20 protein-coding genes are annotated in these 20833 nt (G+C 72.6%); 7 read left to right on the top strand and 13 right to left on the bottom strand.

Annotated features, from left to right (window positions below):
- Positions 1–32 precede the first annotated feature (32 nt).
- Entirely contained in the window at positions 33–503 is a 471-nt protein-coding gene (locus ACIQWA_RS18770) for a hypothetical protein (RefSeq protein ID WP_402483788.1), read from the bottom strand.
- Between the two features lie 488 nt (positions 504–991).
- Here ACIQWA_RS18770 and ACIQWA_RS18765 point away from each other — a divergent pair, with 488 nt between their 5' ends.
- Positions 992–2344 (top strand): transcriptional regulator, encoded by a 1353-nt coding sequence (locus ACIQWA_RS18765; RefSeq protein ID WP_402483786.1) that lies wholly within the window; start codon positions 992–994, stop codon positions 2342–2344.
- Positions 2345–2425: 81 nt separating this feature from the next.
- On the opposite strand, the gene ACIQWA_RS18760 is transcribed toward ACIQWA_RS18765, so the two are convergent.
- Together ACIQWA_RS18760 and ACIQWA_RS18755 are read right to left on the bottom strand one after the other, a co-directional pair.
- Positions 2426–2752: an antibiotic biosynthesis monooxygenase family protein gene (locus ACIQWA_RS18760; RefSeq protein ID WP_402483784.1), complete on the bottom strand. Its 327-nt coding sequence runs from the start codon at positions 2750–2752 to the stop codon at positions 2426–2428.
- 157 nt (positions 2753–2909) lie between these two features.
- Positions 2910–3320 carry a cupin domain-containing protein gene (locus ACIQWA_RS18755; protein ID WP_360228299.1) on the bottom strand — a complete coding sequence of 137 codons (411 nt, stop codon included), beginning with the start codon at positions 3318–3320 and terminating at the stop codon, positions 2910–2912.
- A gap of 62 nt (positions 3321–3382) precedes the next feature.
- On the opposite strand from ACIQWA_RS18755, the gene ACIQWA_RS18750 reads away from it, so the two are divergent.
- The gene (locus tag ACIQWA_RS18750; protein WP_402483782.1) at positions 3383–3859 is read left to right on the top strand and encodes a MarR family winged helix-turn-helix transcriptional regulator; all 477 of its coding nucleotides are present in this window, start codon (positions 3383–3385) and stop codon (positions 3857–3859) included.
- 28 nt (positions 3860–3887) lie between these two features.
- Here the strand turns inward: ACIQWA_RS18750 and ACIQWA_RS18745 are convergent, their stop codons facing one another.
- On the bottom strand, positions 3888–5963 hold the full coding sequence (locus tag ACIQWA_RS18745; RefSeq protein ID WP_402483780.1) for an MDR family MFS transporter: 2076 nt from the start codon (positions 5961–5963) through the stop codon (positions 3888–3890).
- A gap of 299 nt (positions 5964–6262) precedes the next feature.
- Between ACIQWA_RS18745 and ACIQWA_RS18740 the strand changes: the two genes are divergently transcribed.
- On the top strand, positions 6263–7411 hold the full coding sequence (locus ACIQWA_RS18740) for a peptidoglycan-binding protein (protein WP_402483778.1): 1149 nt from the start codon (positions 6263–6265) through the stop codon (positions 7409–7411).
- A gap of 6 nt (positions 7412–7417) precedes the next feature.
- On the opposite strand, the gene ACIQWA_RS18735 is transcribed toward ACIQWA_RS18740, so the two are convergent.
- The 4 genes from ACIQWA_RS18735 to ACIQWA_RS18720 form a co-directional block, all read right to left on the bottom strand.
- Complete coding sequence (locus tag ACIQWA_RS18735; protein ID WP_360228311.1) at positions 7418–8002, bottom strand: TMEM165/GDT1 family protein; 585 nt, start codon at positions 8000–8002, stop codon at positions 7418–7420.
- A gap of 204 nt (positions 8003–8206) precedes the next feature.
- Positions 8207–9019, bottom strand: coding sequence for an ABC transporter permease (locus ACIQWA_RS18730; protein ID WP_402483866.1), 813 nt, complete (start codon positions 9017–9019; stop codon positions 8207–8209).
- The gene (locus ACIQWA_RS18725; protein ID WP_402483864.1) at positions 9019–10737 is read right to left on the bottom strand and encodes a phospholipid carrier-dependent glycosyltransferase; all 1719 of its coding nucleotides are present in this window, start codon (positions 10735–10737) and stop codon (positions 9019–9021) included. The genes ACIQWA_RS18730 and ACIQWA_RS18725 overlap by 1 nt, the downstream gene beginning before the upstream one ends.
- A gap of 125 nt (positions 10738–10862) precedes the next feature.
- The gene (locus ACIQWA_RS18720; RefSeq protein WP_402483776.1) at positions 10863–12176 is read right to left on the bottom strand and encodes an MFS transporter; all 1314 of its coding nucleotides are present in this window, start codon (positions 12174–12176) and stop codon (positions 10863–10865) included.
- A 142-nt stretch (positions 12177–12318) separates the two neighbouring features.
- On the opposite strand from ACIQWA_RS18720, the gene ACIQWA_RS18715 reads away from it, so the two are divergent.
- Positions 12319–12900 carry a MarR family transcriptional regulator gene (locus tag ACIQWA_RS18715; protein WP_360228320.1) on the top strand — a complete coding sequence of 194 codons (582 nt, stop codon included), beginning with the start codon at positions 12319–12321 and terminating at the stop codon, positions 12898–12900.
- A 187-nt stretch (positions 12901–13087) separates the two neighbouring features.
- On the opposite strand, the gene ACIQWA_RS18710 is transcribed toward ACIQWA_RS18715, so the two are convergent.
- The 3 genes from ACIQWA_RS18710 to ACIQWA_RS18700 all read right to left on the bottom strand — a co-directional run bounded on the left by ACIQWA_RS18710 (position 13088) and on the right by ACIQWA_RS18700 (position 16558).
- Positions 13088–14917 carry a glycosyl hydrolase family 18 protein gene (locus ACIQWA_RS18710; protein ID WP_402483774.1) on the bottom strand — a complete coding sequence of 610 codons (1830 nt, stop codon included), beginning with the start codon at positions 14915–14917 and terminating at the stop codon, positions 13088–13090.
- Positions 14918–15224: 307 nt separating this feature from the next.
- Positions 15225–15839, bottom strand: coding sequence for an FxLYD domain-containing protein (locus ACIQWA_RS18705; protein WP_402483772.1), 615 nt, complete (start codon positions 15837–15839; stop codon positions 15225–15227).
- A 158-nt stretch (positions 15840–15997) separates the two neighbouring features.
- Entirely contained in the window at positions 15998–16558 is a 561-nt protein-coding gene (locus tag ACIQWA_RS18700) for a DoxX family protein (RefSeq protein WP_360228329.1), read from the bottom strand.
- A gap of 124 nt (positions 16559–16682) precedes the next feature.
- On the opposite strand from ACIQWA_RS18700, the gene ACIQWA_RS18695 reads away from it, so the two are divergent.
- Positions 16683–17315: a MarC family protein gene (locus tag ACIQWA_RS18695; protein WP_402483770.1), complete on the top strand. Its 633-nt coding sequence runs from the start codon at positions 16683–16685 to the stop codon at positions 17313–17315.
- Between the two features lie 88 nt (positions 17316–17403).
- Here ACIQWA_RS18695 and ACIQWA_RS18690 read toward each other — a convergent pair whose 3' ends face one another.
- Both ACIQWA_RS18690 and ACIQWA_RS18685 read right to left on the bottom strand, forming a co-directional pair.
- On the bottom strand, positions 17404–17943 hold the full coding sequence (locus ACIQWA_RS18690; RefSeq protein WP_402483769.1) for an NADPH-dependent FMN reductase: 540 nt from the start codon (positions 17941–17943) through the stop codon (positions 17404–17406).
- A gap of 116 nt (positions 17944–18059) precedes the next feature.
- Positions 18060–18494, bottom strand: coding sequence for an Lrp/AsnC family transcriptional regulator (locus tag ACIQWA_RS18685; RefSeq protein WP_030288688.1), 435 nt, complete (start codon positions 18492–18494; stop codon positions 18060–18062).
- 242 nt (positions 18495–18736) lie between these two features.
- On the opposite strand from ACIQWA_RS18685, the gene ACIQWA_RS18680 reads away from it, so the two are divergent.
- On the top strand, positions 18737–19567 hold the full coding sequence (locus ACIQWA_RS18680) for a tryptophan 2,3-dioxygenase (RefSeq protein WP_402483767.1): 831 nt from the start codon (positions 18737–18739) through the stop codon (positions 19565–19567).
- 29 nt (positions 19568–19596) lie between these two features.
- On the top strand, positions 19597–20823 hold the full coding sequence (kynU, locus tag ACIQWA_RS18675) for a kynureninase (protein ID WP_402483765.1): 1227 nt from the start codon (positions 19597–19599) through the stop codon (positions 20821–20823).
- Positions 20824–20833: the final 10 nt, after the last annotated feature.

Raw genomic sequence — 20833 nt, 5'->3', positions numbered from 1 at the left:
CCGATTCGGGTGAGCAGCCCGTCGGACGGCGTTCACGACCTGTCCTTCCTGCGCGCGCGGCGCTTGACCGCCAGGCCGTTCAGCTTCCGCTCCACGGCTTCCAGTTCCACCCGCACCCGGATCGACGGCCCGGTGAACCGCGCGACCTCACCGGCGAAGACCGCCTTGCCCGTGAACGGCCGGTCCGCGTCCAGCGTCCACTTCAAGTAGGCGCGGATCGGCGCGATCACCTGGTCAAGCGTCGCCAGCTGATCAACGGGGATCGCGCACTCCACCGCCTCCAGCAGCTTGACCAAGGACTCCACGTGCGACAACGCGCACTCGGCCGTGGCCAGCAGCGAGGCGCGGTCCATCTCCGCCAACGGCACCCCGGCCCGGATACCTTCGACGGCCCAGTACGCCTCGTCCACCCGCCACTGCCCCAGGCTGAACGCGATGTGCGGAAACCGATCGGCCGGCCGCGACTGGGCACCCGCACCAGCCGCCACGGGAACGGCGGTCACGCCGACACCTCCCCCGCGCGACGCGGGTGCCTCATGTGGACACCCACCTTCTGGCCGTTGACGACGATGTACCGGACCGCCGCCCTCCTCAGCCCCGCACCGCGATCCGGCGCCCCTTCGGCACTCGCGCGTGCACCACCGAGTTCGTCACCAGCTCGGAGAGCACGAGCTCACCGGGTCCCGCGAGAGCGTCCCCGCCCGGGAGACTCCGAAGGAACTCCCGCAGCAGCGACCGCGCGGCCGGCACCGATTGCCGGTGCCGCGGGAGCCAGAAGAACGCCCACGGGGAGGGCGGATTCGCCGCGGCCTCTGCCGATGCATCTGGTCTGTTCACCACATCCGCCCCAACCTCACCGGACTGAATTGGTCCACGAAGCAGCCGTACTGACCTTGCTTCCAGACAACACGCTCACCCGGGGTCGGAGTACTGTTGCAGAGGGAGTTGAACCGTTGTGAATGGTCGTCAGACTGCTGGCAGAGGAACGATCTTGAAGACTCCGAACGCTCAACTCGCCGACTGGCTGGGCCGTACCGGATGGTCGCTCGGGGAACTCGCCCGGCGCGTCAGGGCGAAGGCAGCCGACTGGGGACACCCCCACATCTCGTCGGACCCGTCCAGCGTCAAGCGCTGGCTCGCCGGCCAATCCCCCCGCTGGCCGGTCCCGGACATCCTGTCCGACGTATTCTCCGCCCACTTCGGCTACCGGGTCACCGCTTACGACCTCGGGCTTGAGGAGACGTCCGTCGCGGACCGAACTCTTGTCTACAACCAGTCCTACCCCGCTACGGTGGAGGCAGTTGCAGACCTTGGGAGGGCCGACGTGGATCGACGGAAGTTCCTGACCGGATCGACGTTCGCCGTGGCAGCGGCGGTCGGACCGTCTCGTGACTGGCTGCTCCAGACCCTCGACCAGACCCCGAAGCCCGGACGGCGCGTGTTGCTGGAGGACGTGACCGCCGTCAAGAACATGTTCGGCGCGTTCCAGCAGATGGACAGCTTCCAGGGCGGCGGATCAGGCCGCCTGGCGCTCGCCGCCTACATGAACGAGCACGTGTACCCGCTGCTGCGGCAGACTCACACCGAGGAGGTCCACCGGGCCCTGTGCGAAGCTGCCGCGGAACAGACCTACCTGCTCGGCTGGATGGCCTACGACAACGGCGAGCACGGACCAGCACAGCGCTACCTGATCCAGTCCCTCCGCTTGGCCGAAGAGTCCAAGAATGCGGCGCTCGGGTCGCACGTGCTCGCCGGCATGGCTGATCAGGCCACGCTGCTCGGGCACCCTGACGAGGGCCGTCGACTCGCCCAGGCCGGACGGGCAGGGCTCTCCAAGACCCCCGAGTCGGACGCGTGCCTGGCGGACCTCTGGGCGCTCGAAGGACGCGCGCTCGCCAAGCTCGGTGAGAAGCGCGCTGCAGCTCACGCAGTGGTCGCCTCGGAGCAGGCGTACGAGAACGTCCAACTCGACAACGAGGCCGAGTGGGCCCGCTTCATCGATCCCGCCTACCTCAACGGCGAGCACGCCCACACCTTCCAGGACATCGGCGACGCCGCCGAGTCCGAGCGGTACGCCCGCCTGTCCATCGACCACGCCCGCGCCCAGAAGCGGGCCCGGCGCGGAGCGATGTCCCAGGCGGCCTTGGCCGTGTCCCACCTCCAGCGCCGGGACCTCGAAGCCGCCCACGCAGCCGGCCTGCGCACCCTCTCGCTCACTGGCCAGGTCAAGTCGTCCCGCGCCGTCGAGGCCGTCCAGCACCTCAAGCAGCAAATGGTGCCCTTCGGCCGCCACGCCCTCGTGGCCGACTTCAACGACAGAGCACGCGAACTGCTTGCAGCCTGATCAACGCGAGAAACGCAACGGGCCCTTCCCTGACATCAGGGGAGGGCCCGAAGCGCGAGAAGAAGTACCAGCGGGCCTGTCCTAGACGTTCTTGGGGCCGGTCGACTGGACGACGTCGAAGGACCAGAGGGTGGAACCGGAGGCAGCGGGACGCTTGGGGGCCTCGCCCTCGCCGCCGCCCTGGTGGGCCGACTTCATGGGGCCCTCCATCCAGGCCTGGAAGGACTCCTCGTCGCGCCAGCGCGTGTAGACGAGGTAGTTGTCGGTGCCCTCGACCGGGCGCAGCAGTTCGAACCACTCGAAGCCGTCGGAGTTCTCCACCGCGCCGGCCCGCGAGGCGAAGCGCTGCTCCAGCACCTCGCGCTGCTCGGCGGGCACCGTCAGTACGTTGATCTTGACGACGGACATGCCGCTCCTCACTGATCCGCCGGGGCCCGTACGGCCGTCGGCTCGGTTGCTCACGAGCAGTCTGCTACACCTCACACCCGGCCCGGGGCGGGCACTGCGGGCCCAGGGGGCCGCAAGGGGCAGGGGGCGGCAAGGGGCAGGGGGCAGGCGAGCCGGCTCAGGCGATCCAGGCCGGGAGGAGGCGGTCGGCGTCGCGCGGGGCGAGGGCGCAGGCGCCCTCGGGGGTGCGGGCGTCGGGGTTGTAGGCGTGGGAGGGGGACGGGGAGGCGACGAGGGCGGTGAAGCCTTCGGCGGTGGTGATGCGGCGGGGCAGGTCGGCGGGGAGGGCGAGGGTGTCGCCGGCGGCGACGGTCAGGGTCTCACCCGCGAGGTCGACCTCGGCCGAGCCGGCCAGCAGGGTCCAGATCTGCTCGGTGTCCATGGCGTGCAGCGGCCCCTGCCGGCCGGCGGGCATCTCGACCCGCCACTGGGCGAGGGCGGTCGCGCCCTGGGTGGGCGAGGCGAGGGTGGTCATGACGGCGTTCGGGGTCTCGGTGCGACGGGCGTCGGCGGAGCGGATCACGGGCATGGTGAAGGAATCCCCTAAGATGGACAATGGCGTTGTCTATATGGTCAATGAGGTTGTCTATCGTGTCAAGCGAACCCGCCCCGCCCGGCTTCGAGCTGCCGCTGCGCCTGCTGCTGGCCTTCCGCACGATCATCGACGAGCTGCACGAGCGGATCGCCCGCGAAGGGCACCCCGACCTGCGCCCGATGCACGGCTTCGTCTTCCAGGCGATCGGCCCCCAGGGCACCACCGCCGTCGAACTCGGCCGCCGGCTCGGCGTCTCCAAGCAGGCCGCGGGCAAGACCGTCGAGACCCTGGAGCAGCTCGGCTACGTCGAGCGCGGCAGCGACCCGGCCGACGCCCGCCGCAAGGTGGTCCGGCTCACCGACCGGGGCGTGGACTGCCTGGTCCGCTCGGCGCGGATCTTCGAGGAACTGCGCACCGAGTGGTCCGCCACCCTCGGCGAGGAGCAGCTCCGCCGGATCGAGGACGGCCTGCGACTGCTCGCCCCCGGGGACCCGTTCCGGCTCGACACCCCGCGCTGGTTCGGCAGCCCGTGAAGGGACACCGAACCGGTGCGAAGGACGGCTAGAACGACCGCCCCTCCCCCCGGTACGGCGGCTGCGGACCGGTCGGCGGATCCGGCCGGTCCCGCCGGTCGGCGCAGAGCGCGGAGCTGAGCCGGGTGAGGAGTGCGGCGAGGTCCTCGTACTGCCGCTCGTCCCAGTCCCCCAGCAGTTCCGCGAGCTGGGTGCGCCGGGCGGCGACCAGGCGCAGCGCCGCCTCCGCCCCCGGCTCGGTGAGCCGCAGCGGCAGGCCGCCGGTGCGGGCGGCGAGGCCGCGGCCCTCCACCTCCCGGACGGCCTCCTCGACGACCGGGACCGGAACGACCCGCCGCTCGGCCAGTTCGGCGGGCTCCACCGAGCCGTGGTGGTACATCTGCAGGAGCAGCCAGCTGGAGGCGGGCCGCAGGTCGAGCCCGGCGGTGGCGGTGATCCGCCGGAAGAGGTCGCGCCGGGCCTCCCGGGTGCCCAGGACGGACAGCGCGCGGGCGATCTCGTCCAGGGAGGAGCGCTCGACCGGGTTGATCCCGATCGACTCGCTGAGGTCGGGCGCGGTCACCGTGGAGCGCAGCTTCTGCTCGCGCAGGAACAGCGACAGCACGAAGGCGAGCACCGCGACGGGCACCGCGTACAGGAACACCCGGGTGATCGACTCGGCGTAGGCGTGGTGGACGCCGGCCTGGACGGCCGCGGGCAGCCGGGTGATCAGGCGCGGGTCGGCGGTGATCGCCTCCACCCGGAAGCCCGGCGGCAGCGGCTGCCCGGCCAGGGCGTCGGCGAGCCGGGAGCGCAGGCCGCTGGCGAAGACCGTCCCGAAGATGGAGACGCCGAAGGAGGCGCCGATGGAGCGGAAGAAGGTGGCGCCGGCCGTGGCCACCCCGAGGTCCTGGTAGCCGACCGAGTTCTGCACGATCAGCACCAGCACCTGCATCACCAGGCCCAGTCCGAGGCCGAAGACCAGGAAGTAGAGGCTCATCTCGGCGGTGCCGCTGTGCTCGTCGAGCCGGGAGAGCAGCAGCAGGCCGACCGCGGTGACGGCCGTCCCGGCGATCGGGAAGACCCGGTAGTGGCCGGTGCGGGCGACGATCTGGCCGGAGCCGATCGAGGTGAGCAGCATCCCGAGCACCATCGGCAGCATGTGGATGCCGGACATGGTGGGCGAGACCTGCTGGACCACCTGGAGGAAGGTCGGCAGGTAGGTGAGGGCGCCGAACATCGCGAAACCGACCACGAAGGAGATCACCGCGACCAGGCTGAACGTCCGTGAGCGGAACAGCCGCAGCGGCAGGACGGGCTCGGCGGCCGAGCGCTCCACCTGGACGAAGACGAGCAGCAGCGCCAGTCCGAGCACGCCCAGGCCGACGACCTGCCAGGAGCTCCAGGCCCAGGTGGTGCCGCCGAGCGAGGTCATCAGCACCAGGCAGGTGGCGACGGCGGCGATCAGCGCGGTGCCGAGGTAGTCGATCCGGTGCTCGCGCCGGACCTCCGCGCCGTGCAGCACCGCCGCGATCACCACCAGGGCGACCACGCCGATCGGCAGGTTGACGTAGAACACCCAGCGCCAGCTGAGGTGGTCGACGAACAGCCCGCCGAGCAGCGGCCCGAGGACGCTGGTGACGCCGTAGACGGCGCCGAAGAGGCCCTGGTACCTGCCGCGGTCCCGGGGGGCGACGAGGTCGCCGACGATCGCCTGGGAGAGCACCATCAACCCGCCGCCGCCCAGGCCCTGGAGCGCCCGGAAGGCGATCAACTCGCCCATGTCCTGGGCGACTCCGCAGAGCACCGAGCCGATCAGGAAGATCACGATGGAGGCCTGGAAGAACCGCTTCCGGCCGTACATGTCGCCGAGCTTGCCCCAGAGCGGGGTGGCGGCGGTGGAGGCCAGCAGGTAGGCGGTGACCACCCAGGAGAGGTGCTCCAGACCGCCGAGGTCGCTGACGATGGTGGGCAGCGCGGTGGAGACGATGGTCTGGTCGAGGGCGGCGAGCAGCATCGCCAGCAGCAGGGCCCCGATCGGCACCCAGAGGTTGGGGACGGTGACCTCGGGCGGGCCGGGCGGGTGCGCCGGGCTCCGCTCGCTCGCGGCGCGCGGCTCCGTCATGACGTCTCCACAGGCGGCATGGACTCTCCGTCGGGTCGCGGGGCCGGACGACCGGACGCCCAGGTGGATGATCACTCCCCGTTTCCCATGCTGGCAGATATGTCCCGTTTTGATCCGCCGGGTTGAGCCGAACGTAAGCACCGGACCCGTCGCACACGTCCCGGCGGTTTCTCCCGGGGCCAACCACCACCAACCGGCACAACACCCCCGCCGGGCGCCGGACGCCCCTGTCCCCCCTCCGGGACGTCCTGCATAATCAGGCCCGATCGCGAGACCCGAGAACCGAGGAGGACCGGCCGATGCCGGACCAGCACTGCCCGACGTGCGGCACCGCACGCTCCACCGGGTGCAGCTGCCTCCCCGACCGGGGCCTCGACGAACGGAGCCTCGACGAGACCGCCGTGCTCCCGCACCTGGAGGGCCCGCCGCTGGTCCGCCCGTACGTGCCCCAGGCGCCCGACCAGGTCGCCGACGAGCCGCCGCTGACGGCCGACCCGTTCGCGACCACCGTGCTGCCCCCGGTCGCACCGGCGCAGCCGATGACGCGTCCGGTGCAGCCGATGACGCGTCCGGCGCAGCACGCGCAGCAGATGCAGCCGCCGGTCACGCCCCCGCTCGGGCCGGACGCCGACGCCTACGCGACGACCGTCCTGCCGCCCGTCCCGGGCCCCGCGCCGGACGCGTACGGCAACGGCGCCACCACCGTCCTGCCCCCGGTCCCGTCGGATCCCCGGCCCGGCCCGGGCGCAGCCGGGGAGGAGCTCGGCTACTTCCCGTTCGACCACGGAGCCCCCGAACCCGACTCCGCCCCCACCGGCGGACGGGCCGCGCGCCGGGCCGCCGAGCAGTCCGGGCGCGCCCCCTTCGCCGGGCGCAAGGGCCTGATCGCGGCCGTCGGCGCCGGACTGCTGGCGCTCACCGTCGGCCTCGCGTACGCCGTGACGCCCTCCTCCGAGCCGACCCGCCGGGCCGAGCCGGCGCCCACCACCTCGCTCGCCCCCGCCCCGGTGGACCCGCCGACCCTGGCCGCCCCGGCGCCCAGCGCCCCCACGCCGACCCCCGAGACGCCGAGCCCGAGCGCCACCCGGTCGGCCAGGCCGAGCCCCACCAGGACCCCCACCCCGACGCCGACGCCCACTCCGACCCCCACCCCGACGCCGACCCCGACCCCCACGCCGACTCCGACGCCCACCCCCACGCCCACCCCGACCCCGACGCAGACCCCACGGACCCTGCAGATCGGGATGTCCGGCGTGGACGTCTCGGCGATGCAGACGAAGCTCGCGACCGTTCTGTGCTGGATGGACGTGCCGGTCAACGGCACCTACGACAGCGAGACCGCCGGATACGTCAGCTACTTCCAGCGGATGCAGGGGGTCCAGGGCGACAAGAAGGGCGTCTACGGTCCCAACACCCGCGCGGCCCTGGACAACCGCACCACCTGCTGACCACCGTCAGCCGGTGATCGCCCCGAAGATGCTCACCCCGGCCAGCACCACCATGATCGCCGCCGCCACCCGGATGATCAGCTTCATCGGCACGTACTTGAGCAGCTTCTGCCCGCCCACGATGGCGATCCCGCCGACCGCGCAGAGCGCCAGCCAGGAGCCCAGGCCGACGGCCAGCGGGTCGGCGTACTTGGCGGCCAGGTTGGCGGTCATGATCTGGGTCAGGTCGCCGAACTCGGCGACCGCGACGACCGCGAAGCTGGTCCCGGCCACCTTCCAGAAGCGGTTCGAGGACGGCTCCTTGGCCGCGTGCCCCTCCTCGTCCTCACCGCCGTGGAACAGCAGCATCGCCGCGCCGACCAGGAACAGCACCCCGGTGACGCCCTCCACCCAGCGGTGCGGCAGCAGCGAGAGCAGGTGCCCGGCGACCAGCGCCAGCACCACCTGGACCAGCATGGCGGCGGCCACGCCCGCGAAGACGTAGCTCGCCCGGTACCTGGTACCGAGCACCAGGCTGGCCAGCGCGGTCTTGTCCGGCAGCTCGGCCAGGAAGATGATGCCGAACGTCAACGCGGCAACGGTCACACTCATCGGAGGCACCCCTCGGTCGGCTGCCCGGCCTCCGCAGGTCCGTCAGGGGACGCTTCGGCCCGACAGCACTGGAAATGGTCACAGCACTGCGGCCGAAGGTCTCGCCGGCAGCCGCCGAGCCGGCGGTGCCCCGGGCGCCGGGCCCCTGGGGGCCAGTATGTCGACGGTCCGGTGGAGGGCTACTCCCCTTCAACGCGCCCCAGCCTACCCGACGCCTTGGCCGCCCGGTCCGGCGTCGGCCGTCACCAGCCCCCGCCCGACCAGCTCCAGCACCACCACGATCGCCACCGACTCCACCGCCAGCAGCCCGATCAGTACGAACAGCTGCACCGCGCCCGCCTGCACCGGCGAGGCGCCGCCGAGCAGCATCCCGACGAAGGCGCCGGGCAGGGTGACCAGGCCGACGGTGCGGGTCTGGTCCAGCGCCGGGACCAGCGAGGTCGCGGCCGCCGTACGGCAGATCTCCAGCCGGGCGTCCCGCTCCTCGAAGCCCAGCGCCAGCGCCGCCTCCACCTCGCCGCGCCGCTGCCGCAGCTCGTCCAGGGCGCGCCGGCCGGCGAGCGAGGTGGCGGTGAGCCCGCCGCCGATCAGGATTCCCGCGACCGGGATCACCGACAGGCCCTTGAGCGGCAGCAGCCCGACGGCCGGCAGCAGGACCAGCACCGGCAGCACTCCCGCGCCGATCGGGGCCGCCGCCCAGACCCAGCCGGGGCCCGGGGTCATCCGCCGGCCGGCGGTGCGCACCGCGACCGTGAACATCAGCAGCACGAACAGCGCCGACCACCACAGCGAGGCGACCACCCAGCTGATCACCACGGCGACGGCGGCCAGTTGGACGACCGCCCGCAGTCCGGCCCGCGCCACCGCCCGCCCGTGGCCGAGCAGCCCCCACCCGGCCACCGCCACGGCGGCCAGCAGCAGCACCCCGGTGACCACCCCGAGCACCGGGGTGACCGGCAGCAGCTGCCCGCTGCCGGAAGCCGCCAGCGGTACGGGGGCCGGTACCGACAGCGGCATCAGATCCAGCTGGTGAACCACATCCGGTCCTGCCAGGACGACATCGGGATCACCTCCGCCGTGTACAGCGGGTAGAAGAAGGCGAAGCAGCCGACGATCGCGAACACGATCAGCCCGGCCGCGACCGCCCCGTACCGGCGGCGCTCGGGGCTGCAGCCCGCCGGGCCGAGGATCGCGCCGAGCAGCTGGGCGACGGCCAGGCACAGGAACGGCACCAGCACGACCATGTAGAAGGAGAAGATCGTCCGCTCCTGGTACCGGAACCAGGGCAGGTAGATCCCGGCCACCGCGCACAGCACGGCGCCCGAGCGCCAGTCCCGGCGGAAGAACCAGCGCCACAGCAGGTAGACCAGCGCGAAGCAGGCCGCCCACCACAGGAACGGGGTGCCCAGGCCCAGGATCTGCGCCGCGCAGCCGCCGGGGGCGGTGCAGCCGCGCGTCCCGGTCGGCACCTGTTCCCAGTACATCGAGACCGGGCGGCCGTCGACCAGCCAGGCGAAGGGGTTGGACTGGTAGGTGTGCGGGGTGCTCAGGCCGGTGTTGAAGTCGTACATCTGCGAGTGGTAGTGCCACAGGCTGCGCAGCGGGGCGGGCACCCAGGTCATCGGGACCTGCGGCAGCGGGATGCCGAAGGCGTGGTCCGGGGAGAGTCCGGCGCGGCCGTCCGCCCAGTGCCGGTCGTAGCCGCCCCCGTCGCCGGCACCACTCGCCAGCCAGCCGCTCCAGGCGCCGACGTACACCACCAGGGCCGAGCCGACCATGGCGAGGAAGGCGGGTACGGCGTCCCGGCGCAGCATGGAGCGCCAGGGGTGGCGGGCTCCGGCGGCGCGGCGGCCGGACTGGTCCCAGAGCACGGTGAGGACGCCGAAGGCGGCGAGGATCGGGGCGCCGTTCCACTTGACGGCGCAGGCGGCGCCGACGAGCACCCCGGCGGCGATCCGCCAGGGGCGCCACCCGAGCCGCACCCCGTCGCCGTCGGTGACCCCGGCGAGCCGGGCGCGGACGTGGTCGCGGTCGATCAGCAGGGCGCCGAAGGCGGCGAGCACGAAGAACATCTGGATGCCGTCGAGCAGGCCGACCCGGCTCATCACCAGCTGGAGGCCGTCCACGGACATCAGCAGGGCGGCCGTGCAGCCGACCAGGGTGGAGCCGAAGAGCCGACGGCCGATCCGGGCCAGCATCAGCACGGCGAGGGTGCCGAGCAGGGCGGTCATGAACCGCCAGCCGAAGGGGTGCAGTCCGAACAGCTGCTCGCCGACCGCCATCACCCACTTGCCGAGCGGCGGGTGGGCGACGAACTCGGGCGCGGAGCTGAGCGGGACGGACTGCGGGACGGCCAGGATGTCGGCGTTGGCGTGGTCGGGCCAGGTGCCCTCGTAGCCCTGCTGGAGCAGGGACCAGGCGTCCTTGGGGTAGTACGTCTCGTCGAAGACGAAGGCGTTGGGGTAGCCGAGGTTCCAGAACCGCAGCAGGCCGGCGAAGAGGGCGACGGCGATCGGGCCGAGCCAGCCGGAGCGGTCGGCCGCCCAGCGCAGCAGGCCGCGCGGAGCCGGTGCCGGGTCCGGTTCGGCGGTGGCCTGGACCGCCGGGGGGTGCGTGAGCGCCGCTTGCGTCATAGCCTCGCCGATTCGCCTGTCTGCGGGGCCCTGGGGTTGCTGCACCGGGCCCGGGTCTGCTGCCCCGGCCGGGGCCGGGCGGTCAACAGCCACTGACACTATGTGGCGGTGCCCGGGAAGCCAAGCGCGACGGGCGCCGACCAGGTGACCTGGTCGGCGCCCGTGCGAGCGGCCGTACACATGGCCGCACAAGCGGCCGAATCACGCGCCCGATTCGCTCAGCCGAATCACGCGGCGGTCTGCAGCTCCCGCTCCCGGACCGGGGCCGGGGTGCGGACCACGGCCGGGGCCGCGTTGTCCTGCTCGGCCGTGAGGTACGGGCGCAGGCGCAGCGCCAGCACGACGATCAGCAGCGTCGAGCCCGCCATGGCCGCGAGGTAGAGCGGCCAGGTGCCGGAGCCGACCAGCAGCACGCCGACGGCCGGGCCGACCGCGATGGCGATCTGCTTCACCAGGGCGTACCCGGCGTTGTAGGTGCCGAGCAGCCGGGCCGGGGCGAGGTCGGCGACCATCGGGCCCATGGTGGGCGCGAGCAGCGACTCACCGACGCCGAACAGGGCGTAGATCGAGACGATCGCGACCGTGGCGGCCATGGTCTCGGTCCGGATCAGACCGGCGACCAGGGCCATCGCCCAGGCGGCCAGCCAGACCAGGCCGGCTGCGGCCATCGCGGCGGTGCGGCGGCGGCGCGCCGTGATCCGCACCATGAACATCTGCAGCACCACGATGGTGACCGCGTTGGCGCCGATCGCGAGGCCCAGGGTGGAGGGCGCGGTGCCGACGGTGTCGGTGGCGAAGGCCGCGACACCGGACTCGAACTGGCCGTAGCAGGTGAAGAAGATCAGCCCGGCGAGGATGCAGAGCCGCACCATCGCCTTGTCGGCGAGCAGGGCGCGCAGGCCGGTCGGGCCGGTCGCCGCGCCCTGGACGACGCTCAGCTGGGCCTTCGGTATCCGGGCGGTGCCGGTGACCAGGGCCAGGCCGAGGAAGGTGACCGCCTCGATGGTGAACAGCCGGGTGAGGCTGGCCGGGTCGGCGACGTTCACGATCTGCCCGCCGACCAGCGCGCCGATGCCCATGCCCAGGTTGACCAGGGTGAACTGCAGCGCGAAGGCGTGCGAGCGGGTCGCGGCCGTCGAGCAGCGGACGATCATCGTGGCGAGGGCCGGCTGGCAGGTGGTGACACCCGCGCCGAACAGGAACGAGGAGACCAGCAGGGCCGGCGTGCCGGTGGCGTGGCCGAAGGCGAACGCGCCGGTGGCGGCCAGGGCCGCACCCGCCAGCAGCACCGGACGGGGACCGTACCGGTCGATGCCGCGCCCGGTGAACGGGAGGACGGCGAGCGCCGCCAGCGCGAAGACGGTGAACACCATCCCGGCCGCCAGCGAACCCAGCCCGCGCACCTGGTCCACGTACACGAACATGTACGGCATCGTGAACCCGCTGCCGAACGCGCTGAGCGCGTTGCCGATCTGGACGCGGCGCAGCGGGCCGCCCGCCCCACGTCGCTGCTGCCTCTGCTGCTTCACCGTGCCGGTCACCGTGCACATCCCTTCCTGTTTCCACTGGAACTCTTGAGCCCAGAAGATTTCAGACCTAAACTCTGCCGAGATAAAGTCTTAGCACTGGAAGGCTGCGGAGTCAAAGGCTTAAGGAGTGCACGCCCGTGCGACACTGGTCCGCATGACTACGGACAAGCCGTCGCCGGCTGCTGACAAGCCGCCGAAGGCCACTCCCCTGGAGCTCGGCATCGCCGAGCAAGTGGCCCTCTACCAGCGGGAGTTCCCCACCGTCGACCCCCAGGTCGAGACGATCGTGCAGACCCTCAACCGGGTCTCCCGGCGGATGGGCGTCGCGTACGACCGGCAGCTGACTGTGCTCGGGATCACCTCCGCCGAGTGGGAGGTGCTCAAGGCGCTGGTGGTGAGCGGGAGCCCCTACCGGCTGGGCCCGGGCGAGCTGGCGAAGCGGCTGGGGCTCACCCCGGCCGCGATGACCCACCGGATCGACCGGATGGTGGCCGAGGACCTGGTCACCCGGGAGCGGGACGAGTCCAACCGGGTGCGGGTGATCATCGAGCTGACCGAGAACGGCCGCGACAAGTGGCTGGAGTCGATGCGGATGGCGGCGGTGTTCGAGGAGGAGCTGCTGCAGGACATCAAGGGCGAGGAGCGCACCGCGCTGTCCGGCCTGCTGGCCCGGATGCTGCGGCGGATCGAGGAGAGCCAGCCGGACGCGCTCGGGCGCACGGCCGACCTGGCCTGAGCCGCGGTCGCGGTCGCGGTCGCGGTCGCGGGTCCGGAACGACGTCGCGGTCGCGGACCCGGAACGACGGAGTCCGGCCCGCCGGGGGTGCTCCCCCGGCGGGCCGGACTCCGTCGTTCGTTCAGGTGCCGCGGGGTCCGTCGGGCCTCGGGGCGGTCAGCAGGTCAGCGGTCAGCAGGTGAGCGGGTCAGCAGGGGCCGTTGTCGGCCCAGACGCCCCACTGGCCGCTCTGGGTCGGGTCCTCGCCCTTGGTCCACCACTTGTTGGTGTAGTAGTGGCCCTTCCAGGAGACCTTGGTGCCGCCGGCCGCGTAGGTGGCGTTCGGGTCCCAGCTCGGGGCGGCCGAGCAGGTGGCCGGCGTGGTCGGGGTGCCGGTCGGAGTCCCGGTGGGCGTGCCGGTCGGGGTGCCCGTCGGGGTCCCGGTGGGGGTCCCGGTCGGCGTGCCGGTCGGGGTCTGGGTCGGCGTCGGGCTGCCGGTCGGCGGGGCCGGGCAGCCGGCCGCGGAGCCGTTGGTGGCGTTCACCATCGTGTCGAACAGGGTGGTGTTGGTACCCAGGTCGTACAGCGAGAAGGCGAAGGAGCCGCCGAGGCCGTTGCAGTGCGCGTAGTCCAGCTTGGCCTGGATGGACTTGGCGTTCTCACCGCTCCAGAAGGTGTTGCCGTCGTAGAAGTAGGCGGCCTTGGCGTCGTCGTCCCAGAAGGTCTTGGACGGGTTGTCGACGAAGCCGGTCAGCTCCTTGTACATCTGGATGCCCGGGACGTTGCCGGACATCGCGGCGCCGGCGGCCGGGGCGGTGGCGGGCTGGAAGAGGCCGTTCCTGCCGTTGTTCTGGACGCCGGTCCAGCCGCGGTAGTAGAACGGCACACCCATGTTGATCTTGTTGGCCGGGAAGCCGCCGGGGATGCCGTACTGGGCGTCGCCGACCGTCCACGCCTTGATCGCGTTGTCGATCGAGTACTTGCCGTTGCCCGGCTTGGCCGGGGTCGACGGGTCGTTCGGGCCGGAGTACAGCGGGGCCTGGTGGTTGGTCGGGCCCTGGGGGTCCCAGCCGCCGTGCATGTCGTAGGTCATGACGTCGAGGAAGGTCAGGTACTGACCGATCTTGTCGGTCTCGACGTTCATGATCTTGTCCTGGCCGGCGCCGACCGCCGCCGACAGGGCGTAGGTCTTGTTGTCGGCCTTGCCCTGGGCGTCCAGCTGGTTGCGGAACTCCTGCAGCAGCAGGGTGAAGTTCTGCTTGTCGGCCGGGCTGGAGATGTTGCCGGTGTGGCCGCCGCCGCCCGGGTACTCCCAGTCGATGTCGATGCCGTCGAAGACGCCCTTGCCCGTGCCCGGACCGCCGTAGCCGGCGTCGGACGGGAGGTTGCCCTTGATGAACATGTCGATGCAGGACGAGACCAGGTGCTTGCGCGAGGCGTCCGTGGCGGCCGCCGACGAGAAGTACTTGGAGTAGGTCCAACCGCCGATCGACAGCAGGACCTTGAGGTTGGGGTTCTTCGCCTTGAGCTTCTTGAGCTGGTTGAAGTTGCCCGCGATCGGCTGGTTCCAGACGTCGCCGACGCCGTCCACCGAGATGTCCGCGCCGAAGCTCTTCTGGTAGTCGGCGAAGGCGTCGGCCGCGCCGTCACCGGCGTTGGGGTTGTTGTCGTTGGTGTCGGCGGCCTTGGTCGCCTCGAAACAGCCCAGGTCGGTCGGGGAGATGTTGGCGAAGTCGTAGATCAGGTAGTCCAGCTTCCCGGCCACGCCGGTGTCCTGGATCGTCTTCGGGTAGTACGCGTTGGCGTACACCGACCACTGGTCGTAGTAGGCGACCTTGATGCCGCCGCTGGTGGCGGTCGCGCCGGTGGAGTTGGTGGTCGCGGCGTTGGCCGCGCCGCCGCCGGACAGCGCGAGGCCCGCGCCGAGCAGCAGGGAGGCGGTGGTGCCGGCCGCGACGGCGGCCAGGCTCTTCGGGCGGCGCCGGCGGGGCCCGTCCGGAGCCGGGGTCCCGGCCCTTTCAATGCGTGAGCGCAGCATGGGTGCGTGACTCCTGGGTGTGGGGGTTCCGTCGCCCGGTGGGGTGCGTCCGGGGTGGGGCCGGACGACCGGGACATGACAGATCAGGGGTGGGAATCGAGCGGACAGGCCGTGACGGACACCGGGATGTGCCGAACCGGCGCCCCCGGCACGAGGCCGGTGACGCCGGTTCAGGGGCTCCCTGCACCTGGGGAACAAAAATGGACTAGACCAACTCCCCCGTCAAGGGGTCCCGTTGGCCTTGAGACCCGCTTAAGGTTCCGCACCCGCCCCGCAACGGCGACCCCCGGGACCGCGACGGCGGCGCTCAGAACCGGACGGCGTTCGCCACCTCGGCCTTCACCGTGCCGCTGAGCTCCCGGTTGGCCTGCGCGGTGGCCTGGGCGCTCTGGCCCGCCGCCACGTCCTGGACGGTCACCGCGGTCGCGTCCAGCAGCGTGCCGCTCCCGTCGGTGAAGTTCACCTGGACCACGTACCGGTACGACTCCTGCCCGTGATTGGTGACGGTGAGCTGCGCCTGCGGCTTGCCGTCCGAACCGGTCGACACCGCGCCGACCGAGACGTCCCCCTTGGCGTCCAGCCCGCCCTTGATCCCGGCGACCGCCGAGGAGGCCGCCGAGACCGCCGCCGAGGCCTCGGCCTGCGCCGAGCCGAGCAGCCCGCCCACCCCGCCGGCCGCCGAGGCCAGCGCCGACGCGGCGGAGGCGGCCGCACTCGCCGCCTTCTGCACCTCCCCGGCCGCCGCGGAGGCCTCAGCGCGCGCGCTCTTGCCGGAGGAACAGCCGGCCAGCACCGCCGAACCCAGCACGGCCACCGCCAACACCCCTGCGGCCAGCCGATGGTGACGGGTCGTCGGTTCGGTCGGGCACTGTGCGGTGCGGCGCGGCCCGGAGGTGGCTCGGGTGAGCGGCTGGCGGTCCATGCGGGTCCTCGTTCCTTCCGGCGCCGGGCTGCCCGGCACACCTCCCGCCCACCCTCCGAGCCGCCCGCCGCCCCCGCCAGCAGGGGTGGTGCCTCCGGGTGAGGGCCCGGCCCTCCGGTACGGGCCTCAGGACAGCCCGGAGCCCTCCGGTACGGGCCTCAGGACAGCCCGGAGCCCTCCTGCTCGTCCGCCTCCACCGCGGCCCGCTCCTCGCGCAGCCGCACCAGGTGCCGGCGGCGCGCCACCACCCCGTACGCGCCCGCCGCGCTCGCCAGGAAGGCCAGCGTGCCGACCCACGGCCGGTCGAAGACGTGCCCGGTCAGGTGGTCCAGTGAGTACCGCCCGGGGCCGGCCAGGCCGATCGCCAGGCCGGTCGCGCCGAGGAACGCCGGGTACTCGTAGCCGCCGGACATCGCGAAGAAGCCCGCCGGGGCGTGCACCGCCACGGCCCCGGCCATCGTCCCGGCCACCACCGCACCGGCCGCCGGGGTGGCCAGCCCGGCCACCAGCAGCGCCCCGCCGCCCGCCTCGCCGAGGCCCGCCGCGATGGCGCTCTCCCGGGCCGGGTGGAAGCCCATGTGGTCCATCGCCTGGGTGGTGCCCTCCAGGCCGCCGCCACCGAACCAGCCGAACAGCTTCTGGGTCCCGTGCGCGATCAGCACTCCGCCGACCGCGCTGCGCAGGGCCAGCAGGCCCAGGTCCCTACGGTTCAGGCACATGTCGCATCCTCGTTTCCGCCAGGGGAGTGGTCGTACGTACCTCCATGGCACCCGAGAGCGCCCGCCGGCTCGACCCGGGGCCGCCATCCGGGCGAATCCGACCGCGACAAGGAATGCTGGGCCCATGTTCGTCTTCAACCTGGGCAGCGCCTTCATCACCTTCTTCGCCGTGGTCGGCCCGCCGAAGACCCTGCTGACCTTCGCCAGGCTGGCCGGGGACCGCAGCACCCGGGAGCTCCGGCGGCTGGCCGCCTGGAGCACGGCCGTCTCGGCGCTGATCGGCCTGGTCCTCGGCTTCGGCGCGGACGAGGTGACCACGCTCTTCCACATCAGCGACCAGTCGCTGCAGCTCGCCGGCGGGGCGATCTTCTTCGTCTACGCCGTCGCGCTGGTCTTCGGCCTGCACCTCGGCGCGACCGGCGACGACGACGAGCACCTGGCCAACCCGCTCGCGGACGGCATCCGCGAACTGCTGCTGCCGTATGTCGCCAGCCCGCTCGCGATCACCGCCGTCCTGGTCGCCTCCCTGAACCAGGACAACTGGGGCTGGAAGGCGGCCGTCGCCGGGGCGTACGTGGCCGTCGCGGTGCTCAACTACCTCTGCGTGGCCGTGCTCGCGCCGCTGATGAAGCGCACCCACAGCACCTCGCTGGAGGTGGCGTCCCGGCTGCTCGGGCTGCTGCTCGCGGCGGTCGGCGTCGAGCTCTTCCTGGAGGGCCTGGCCGGGCTCGGGGTGCCGCTGCCCGCCGGGCACTGAGCCGGAGCGCCCGGGCGTGGACTCAAGCGCGGGCTGGGCGCGGGGCTGGGCACGGGCGGGGGGGCACGGCAGGGGCTCGGGCGGTCGCTCAGCCGGCCGCCAGGCGGGTCAGCACCTCGCCGATCCGCCCGCGCACCAGGGGATCGGCGACCAGCCCGTCCGGGCCGACCGCGCCGCGGTCCAGCGGGATCCGCACGCAGGCCTCAGCCAGCACGGCCGCGCCGGTGTAGCCCAGGACGGTGCCCAGGGTGGCCTCGGCGCCCAGGCCGCGGCCCGGCCCGGCGCAGTTGATCCAGGCCGCGGGCTTGTCCGAGATCTCGATCCCGCCGACCGTCCAGTCCAGCAGGTTCTTGAAGGAGCCCGGGAGCGTCCCGGCGTACTCGGGGGTGCAGACGAGCAGCGCGTCGGCCGCCTCGATCGCCGCCCGCAGCGCGGCCACCGGCTCCGGCAGCGGGTCGGTGTCGTGGTCCGGGTTGAAGTGCGGCAGCCCGGCCAGGCCCGCGTAGTACGTGGTCCGGACGCCGGGCAGGTCGTCGGCCACGGCGGCGGCGGTACGCAGCACGGCCTCGTTGGCGGAGCCGGCCCGCAGGCTCCCCGGCAGCAGCAGGATGTGGCGCTCGTTCGGCATGCCGAGGAACCTACTCCTTGACGTCCGCGTCAAGGCCAGCCGGAGGCCGATCGCCGGGGCGGGCGGGCTCGGGCGGGCTCGGGCCGGCGGGCTCGGGCCGGCAGTCCCGGGCGGGGTCAGCTCGGCAGCAGCGGCCGCCAGGGCACCGGGCTGGAGAGGATCATCGAGCTGGCCGGCGGCCCGTACCCGCCGAGCCGGTCGCAGAGCGCCTCGAACTCGGCCATGGTGGCGACCGCGACCAGCAGGACGCAGCAGGCCCCGCCGGTGACCCGGTGCAGCTGCAGCACCTCCGGCCAGGTCGCCACCTCGGGGTCGCGCAGCACGCAGCGCGGGCCGTAGCACTGCACCTGGACCAGCGCGGTGATCGGCAGCCCGGCCCGGGTGGGGTCCACATGGGCGTGGTAGCCGCTGATCACGCCGTCCGCCTCCAGACGGCGGACCCGTTCGGCCACCGCGGGTGCGGACAGGCTCACCCGGCGGGAGAGTTCGTTGTACGAGAGTCTGGCGTCGGCCTGGAGTTCGGCCAGCAGTCGGCGGTCGACGGCGTCCATGGGGGCTCCCGAAGCGGTGGTGATCAGCGGGTGTGATCAGCGGGTGATCAGCGGTTTTTCATTCGTAAAGCAGATCGACCGAACGCCTCGCGAACGACAACCCGAAGCCCTGTTGCGGTGCTCGTCGGCCATTCAAGCGGGGGACCACGGCGCCGCACAATGGGCTCCCCGGTGGAACCAGGACATCCGTCCGCTCCACCGGACCCGGGCGACGCGGCCCGGACGGAGCAGGAGGGATCGGGATGGGGCACGACACGGTGGAGACACCCAACCTGTCGTTCGGTGCGGACGGCCGACCGGGTCGGGGCACCCCGTACGCGCAGTACGTGCGCCTGGAGGAGCTGCACAGCCTCCAGCACCCGCGCAGCAAGGAACCGGCCGAGCTGTCCTTCATCGTCACCACCCAGGTGATGGAGCTGCTCTTCGACCTGCTGCGGCACGAGTGGACGATCGCCCGGCAGGCGCTGCGCGAGGACGACCCGACCGCCGCGCGGGCCGCGCTGCGCCGCGGCACCCACGTCCAGGACGTGCTGGTGGAGTCCTGGGACCTGCTGGCCACCATGACGCCGCAGGAGTTCAACTCCTTCCGCGCCCTGTTCGGCGAGGCCTCCGGCTTCCAGTCCTCGGCCTTCCTGCACCTGGAGTTCCTGCTCGGCAACAAGAACGCCGCGCTGCTGAACATGTACGAGGGGATGCCGGAGACCCAGGCCGAGCTGGCCGAGGCACTGCGCTCCCCCGGCCTGTACGACGAGGCGCTCGGCCTGCTGGCCCGCCGCGGCCTGCCGGTGCCCGCGGCCGCCTCGGAGCAGCGCTACCGGCCCTCCGAAGAGGTCGCCGCAGCCTGGCGCCGGGTCTACACCGAGCCGGAGTTCGCCGACCTCCAGCCGCTCGCCGAGGCGCTGCTGGACGTCGCCGAGCGGGTCACCCGCTGGCGCCAGCGGCACCTCAGCTCGGTGAAGCGGACCATGGGCGCCAAGCCCGGCTCGGGCGGTTCCAGTGGACTGACCTGGCTGCGCAAGGCGGCCGAGCAGGACGTGTTCCCGGAGCTGTGGACGATCCGGGACGAGCTGTGACCGAGCCGGTGGCGAAGGAGAGAACGGGCATGACCACGCGCGAGGACTGCGCGGCGCTGGACGCCGTCGACCCGCTGGCGGCGTTCCGCAAGGAGTTCGCCCTGCCGGACGGGGTGATCTACCTGGACGGCAACTCACTGGGCGCGCTGCCGGTGCGCACGCCCGAGCGGGTGGCCCGGGTGGTCGAGCAGGAGTGGGGCCGGGAGCTGATCCGCAGCTGGAACGATGCCGGCTGGTTCGAGCAGCCGTACCGGCTGGGGCGGCGGATCGCGCCGCTGATCGGGGCCGACCCGGCGGAAGTGGTCGTCTGCGACACCACCTCGGTGAACCTCTTCAAGGTGCTCGCGGCCGCGCTCCGGCTCCGCCCGGGGCGGCGTACGGTGCTCGGCGACGTCGAGGCCTTCCCGACCGACCTGTACATCGCCGAGGGCGTGACCGGCCTGGTCGAGGGCGGGCGCAGCGTGCTGATCCGCCCCGAGGAGCTGGACCGGCACCTCGACGGCGAGGTCGCCGCGGTGGTGCTCTCGCACGTGGACTACCGCACCGGCGAGCTGCTGGACATGCCCGGGATCACCGCCCGGGTGCAGGCCGCGGGCGCCCTGATGATCTGGGACGTCTGCCACTCGGTGGGCGCACTGCCGGTCGAACTCGGCGCCGCCAACGCCGACTTCGCGGTCGGCTGCACCTACAAGTACCTGAACTCCGGCCCCGGCTCGCCGGCCTTCCTGTACGTCGCCGAGCGGCACCTGGCGGCCGGTCCGCGGCAGCCGCTGAGCGGCTGGTTCGGGCACGCCCGCCCGTTCGCCTTCGAGCCCGGCTACGACCCCAAGCCGGGCATCGGGCGCTTCCTGACCAGCTCGCCCTCCCTGCTCGGCCAGGCCTCGCTGGAGGTCTCCCTGGACATCTGGGAGCGGGCCGACCTGACCGCCGTACGGGCCAAGAGCCTGGCGCTGACCGACCTGTTCGTCTCGCTGGTCGAGGGCCTGGACGGGATCGAGGTGGTCACCCCGCGCGAGCACGCCCGGCGGGGCAGCCAGGTCGCGCTGCGGCACCCGGACGGGTACCCGGTGGTCCAGGCGCTGATCGCGCGCGGGGTGATCGGGGACTTCCGCGCACCGGACCTGATGCGCTTCGGCTTCACGCCGCTGTACCTCTCGTACACCGAGGTGTGGGACGCGGCGCAGCAGCTGGCCGAGGTGCTGGCGAGCGGCGAGTGGCGGGAGGAGCGGTTCTCCCGCCGGGGCGAGGTGACCTGACCGGAGGCAG

The organism is Kitasatospora sp. NPDC098652, from assembly GCF_044760155.1.
Lineage (GTDB): Bacteria > Actinomycetota > Actinomycetes > Streptomycetales > Streptomycetaceae > Kitasatospora.
The sequence above is the reverse complement of the archived record's forward strand: the minus strand, read 5'-3'. Positions and strand labels throughout refer to the sequence as shown.

Bases quoted from the DNA above. Each gene is read 5' to 3' on its own strand.
- ACIQWA_RS18730 (WP_402483866.1), bottom strand. From the start codon at position 9,019: ATGCCGCTGTCGGTACCGGCCCCCGTACCGCTGGCGGCTTCCGGCAGC.
- ACIQWA_RS18710 (WP_402483774.1), bottom strand. From the start codon at position 14,917: ATGCTGCGCTCACGCATTGAAAGGGCCGGGACCCCGGCTCCGGACGGG.
- ACIQWA_RS18705 (WP_402483772.1), bottom strand. From the start codon at position 15,839: ATGGACCGCCAGCCGCTCACCCGAGCCACCTCCGGGCCGCGCCGCACC.
- ACIQWA_RS18760 (WP_402483784.1), bottom strand. From the start codon at position 2,752: ATGTCCGTCGTCAAGATCAACGTACTGACGGTGCCCGCCGAGCAGCGC.
- ACIQWA_RS18680 (WP_402483767.1), top strand. From the start codon at position 18,737: ATGGGGCACGACACGGTGGAGACACCCAACCTGTCGTTCGGTGCGGAC.
- ACIQWA_RS18735 (WP_360228311.1), bottom strand. From the start codon at position 8,002: ATGAGTGTGACCGTTGCCGCGTTGACGTTCGGCATCATCTTCCTGGCC.
- ACIQWA_RS18690 (WP_402483769.1), bottom strand. From the start codon at position 17,943: ATGCCGAACGAGCGCCACATCCTGCTGCTGCCGGGGAGCCTGCGGGCC.
- ACIQWA_RS18740 (WP_402483778.1), top strand. From the start codon at position 6,263: ATGCCGGACCAGCACTGCCCGACGTGCGGCACCGCACGCTCCACCGGG.
- ACIQWA_RS18755 (WP_360228299.1), bottom strand. From the start codon at position 3,320: ATGCCCGTGATCCGCTCCGCCGACGCCCGTCGCACCGAGACCCCGAAC.
- ACIQWA_RS18715 (WP_360228320.1), top strand. From the start codon at position 12,319: ATGACTACGGACAAGCCGTCGCCGGCTGCTGACAAGCCGCCGAAGGCC.
- ACIQWA_RS18695 (WP_402483770.1), top strand. From the start codon at position 16,683: ATGTTCGTCTTCAACCTGGGCAGCGCCTTCATCACCTTCTTCGCCGTG.
- ACIQWA_RS18685 (WP_030288688.1), bottom strand. From the start codon at position 18,494: ATGGACGCCGTCGACCGCCGACTGCTGGCCGAACTCCAGGCCGACGCC.
- ACIQWA_RS18700 (WP_360228329.1), bottom strand. From the start codon at position 16,558: ATGTGCCTGAACCGTAGGGACCTGGGCCTGCTGGCCCTGCGCAGCGCG.
- ACIQWA_RS18745 (WP_402483780.1), bottom strand. From the start codon at position 5,963: ATGACGGAGCCGCGCGCCGCGAGCGAGCGGAGCCCGGCGCACCCGCCC.
- kynU (WP_402483765.1), top strand. From the start codon at position 19,597: ATGACCACGCGCGAGGACTGCGCGGCGCTGGACGCCGTCGACCCGCTG.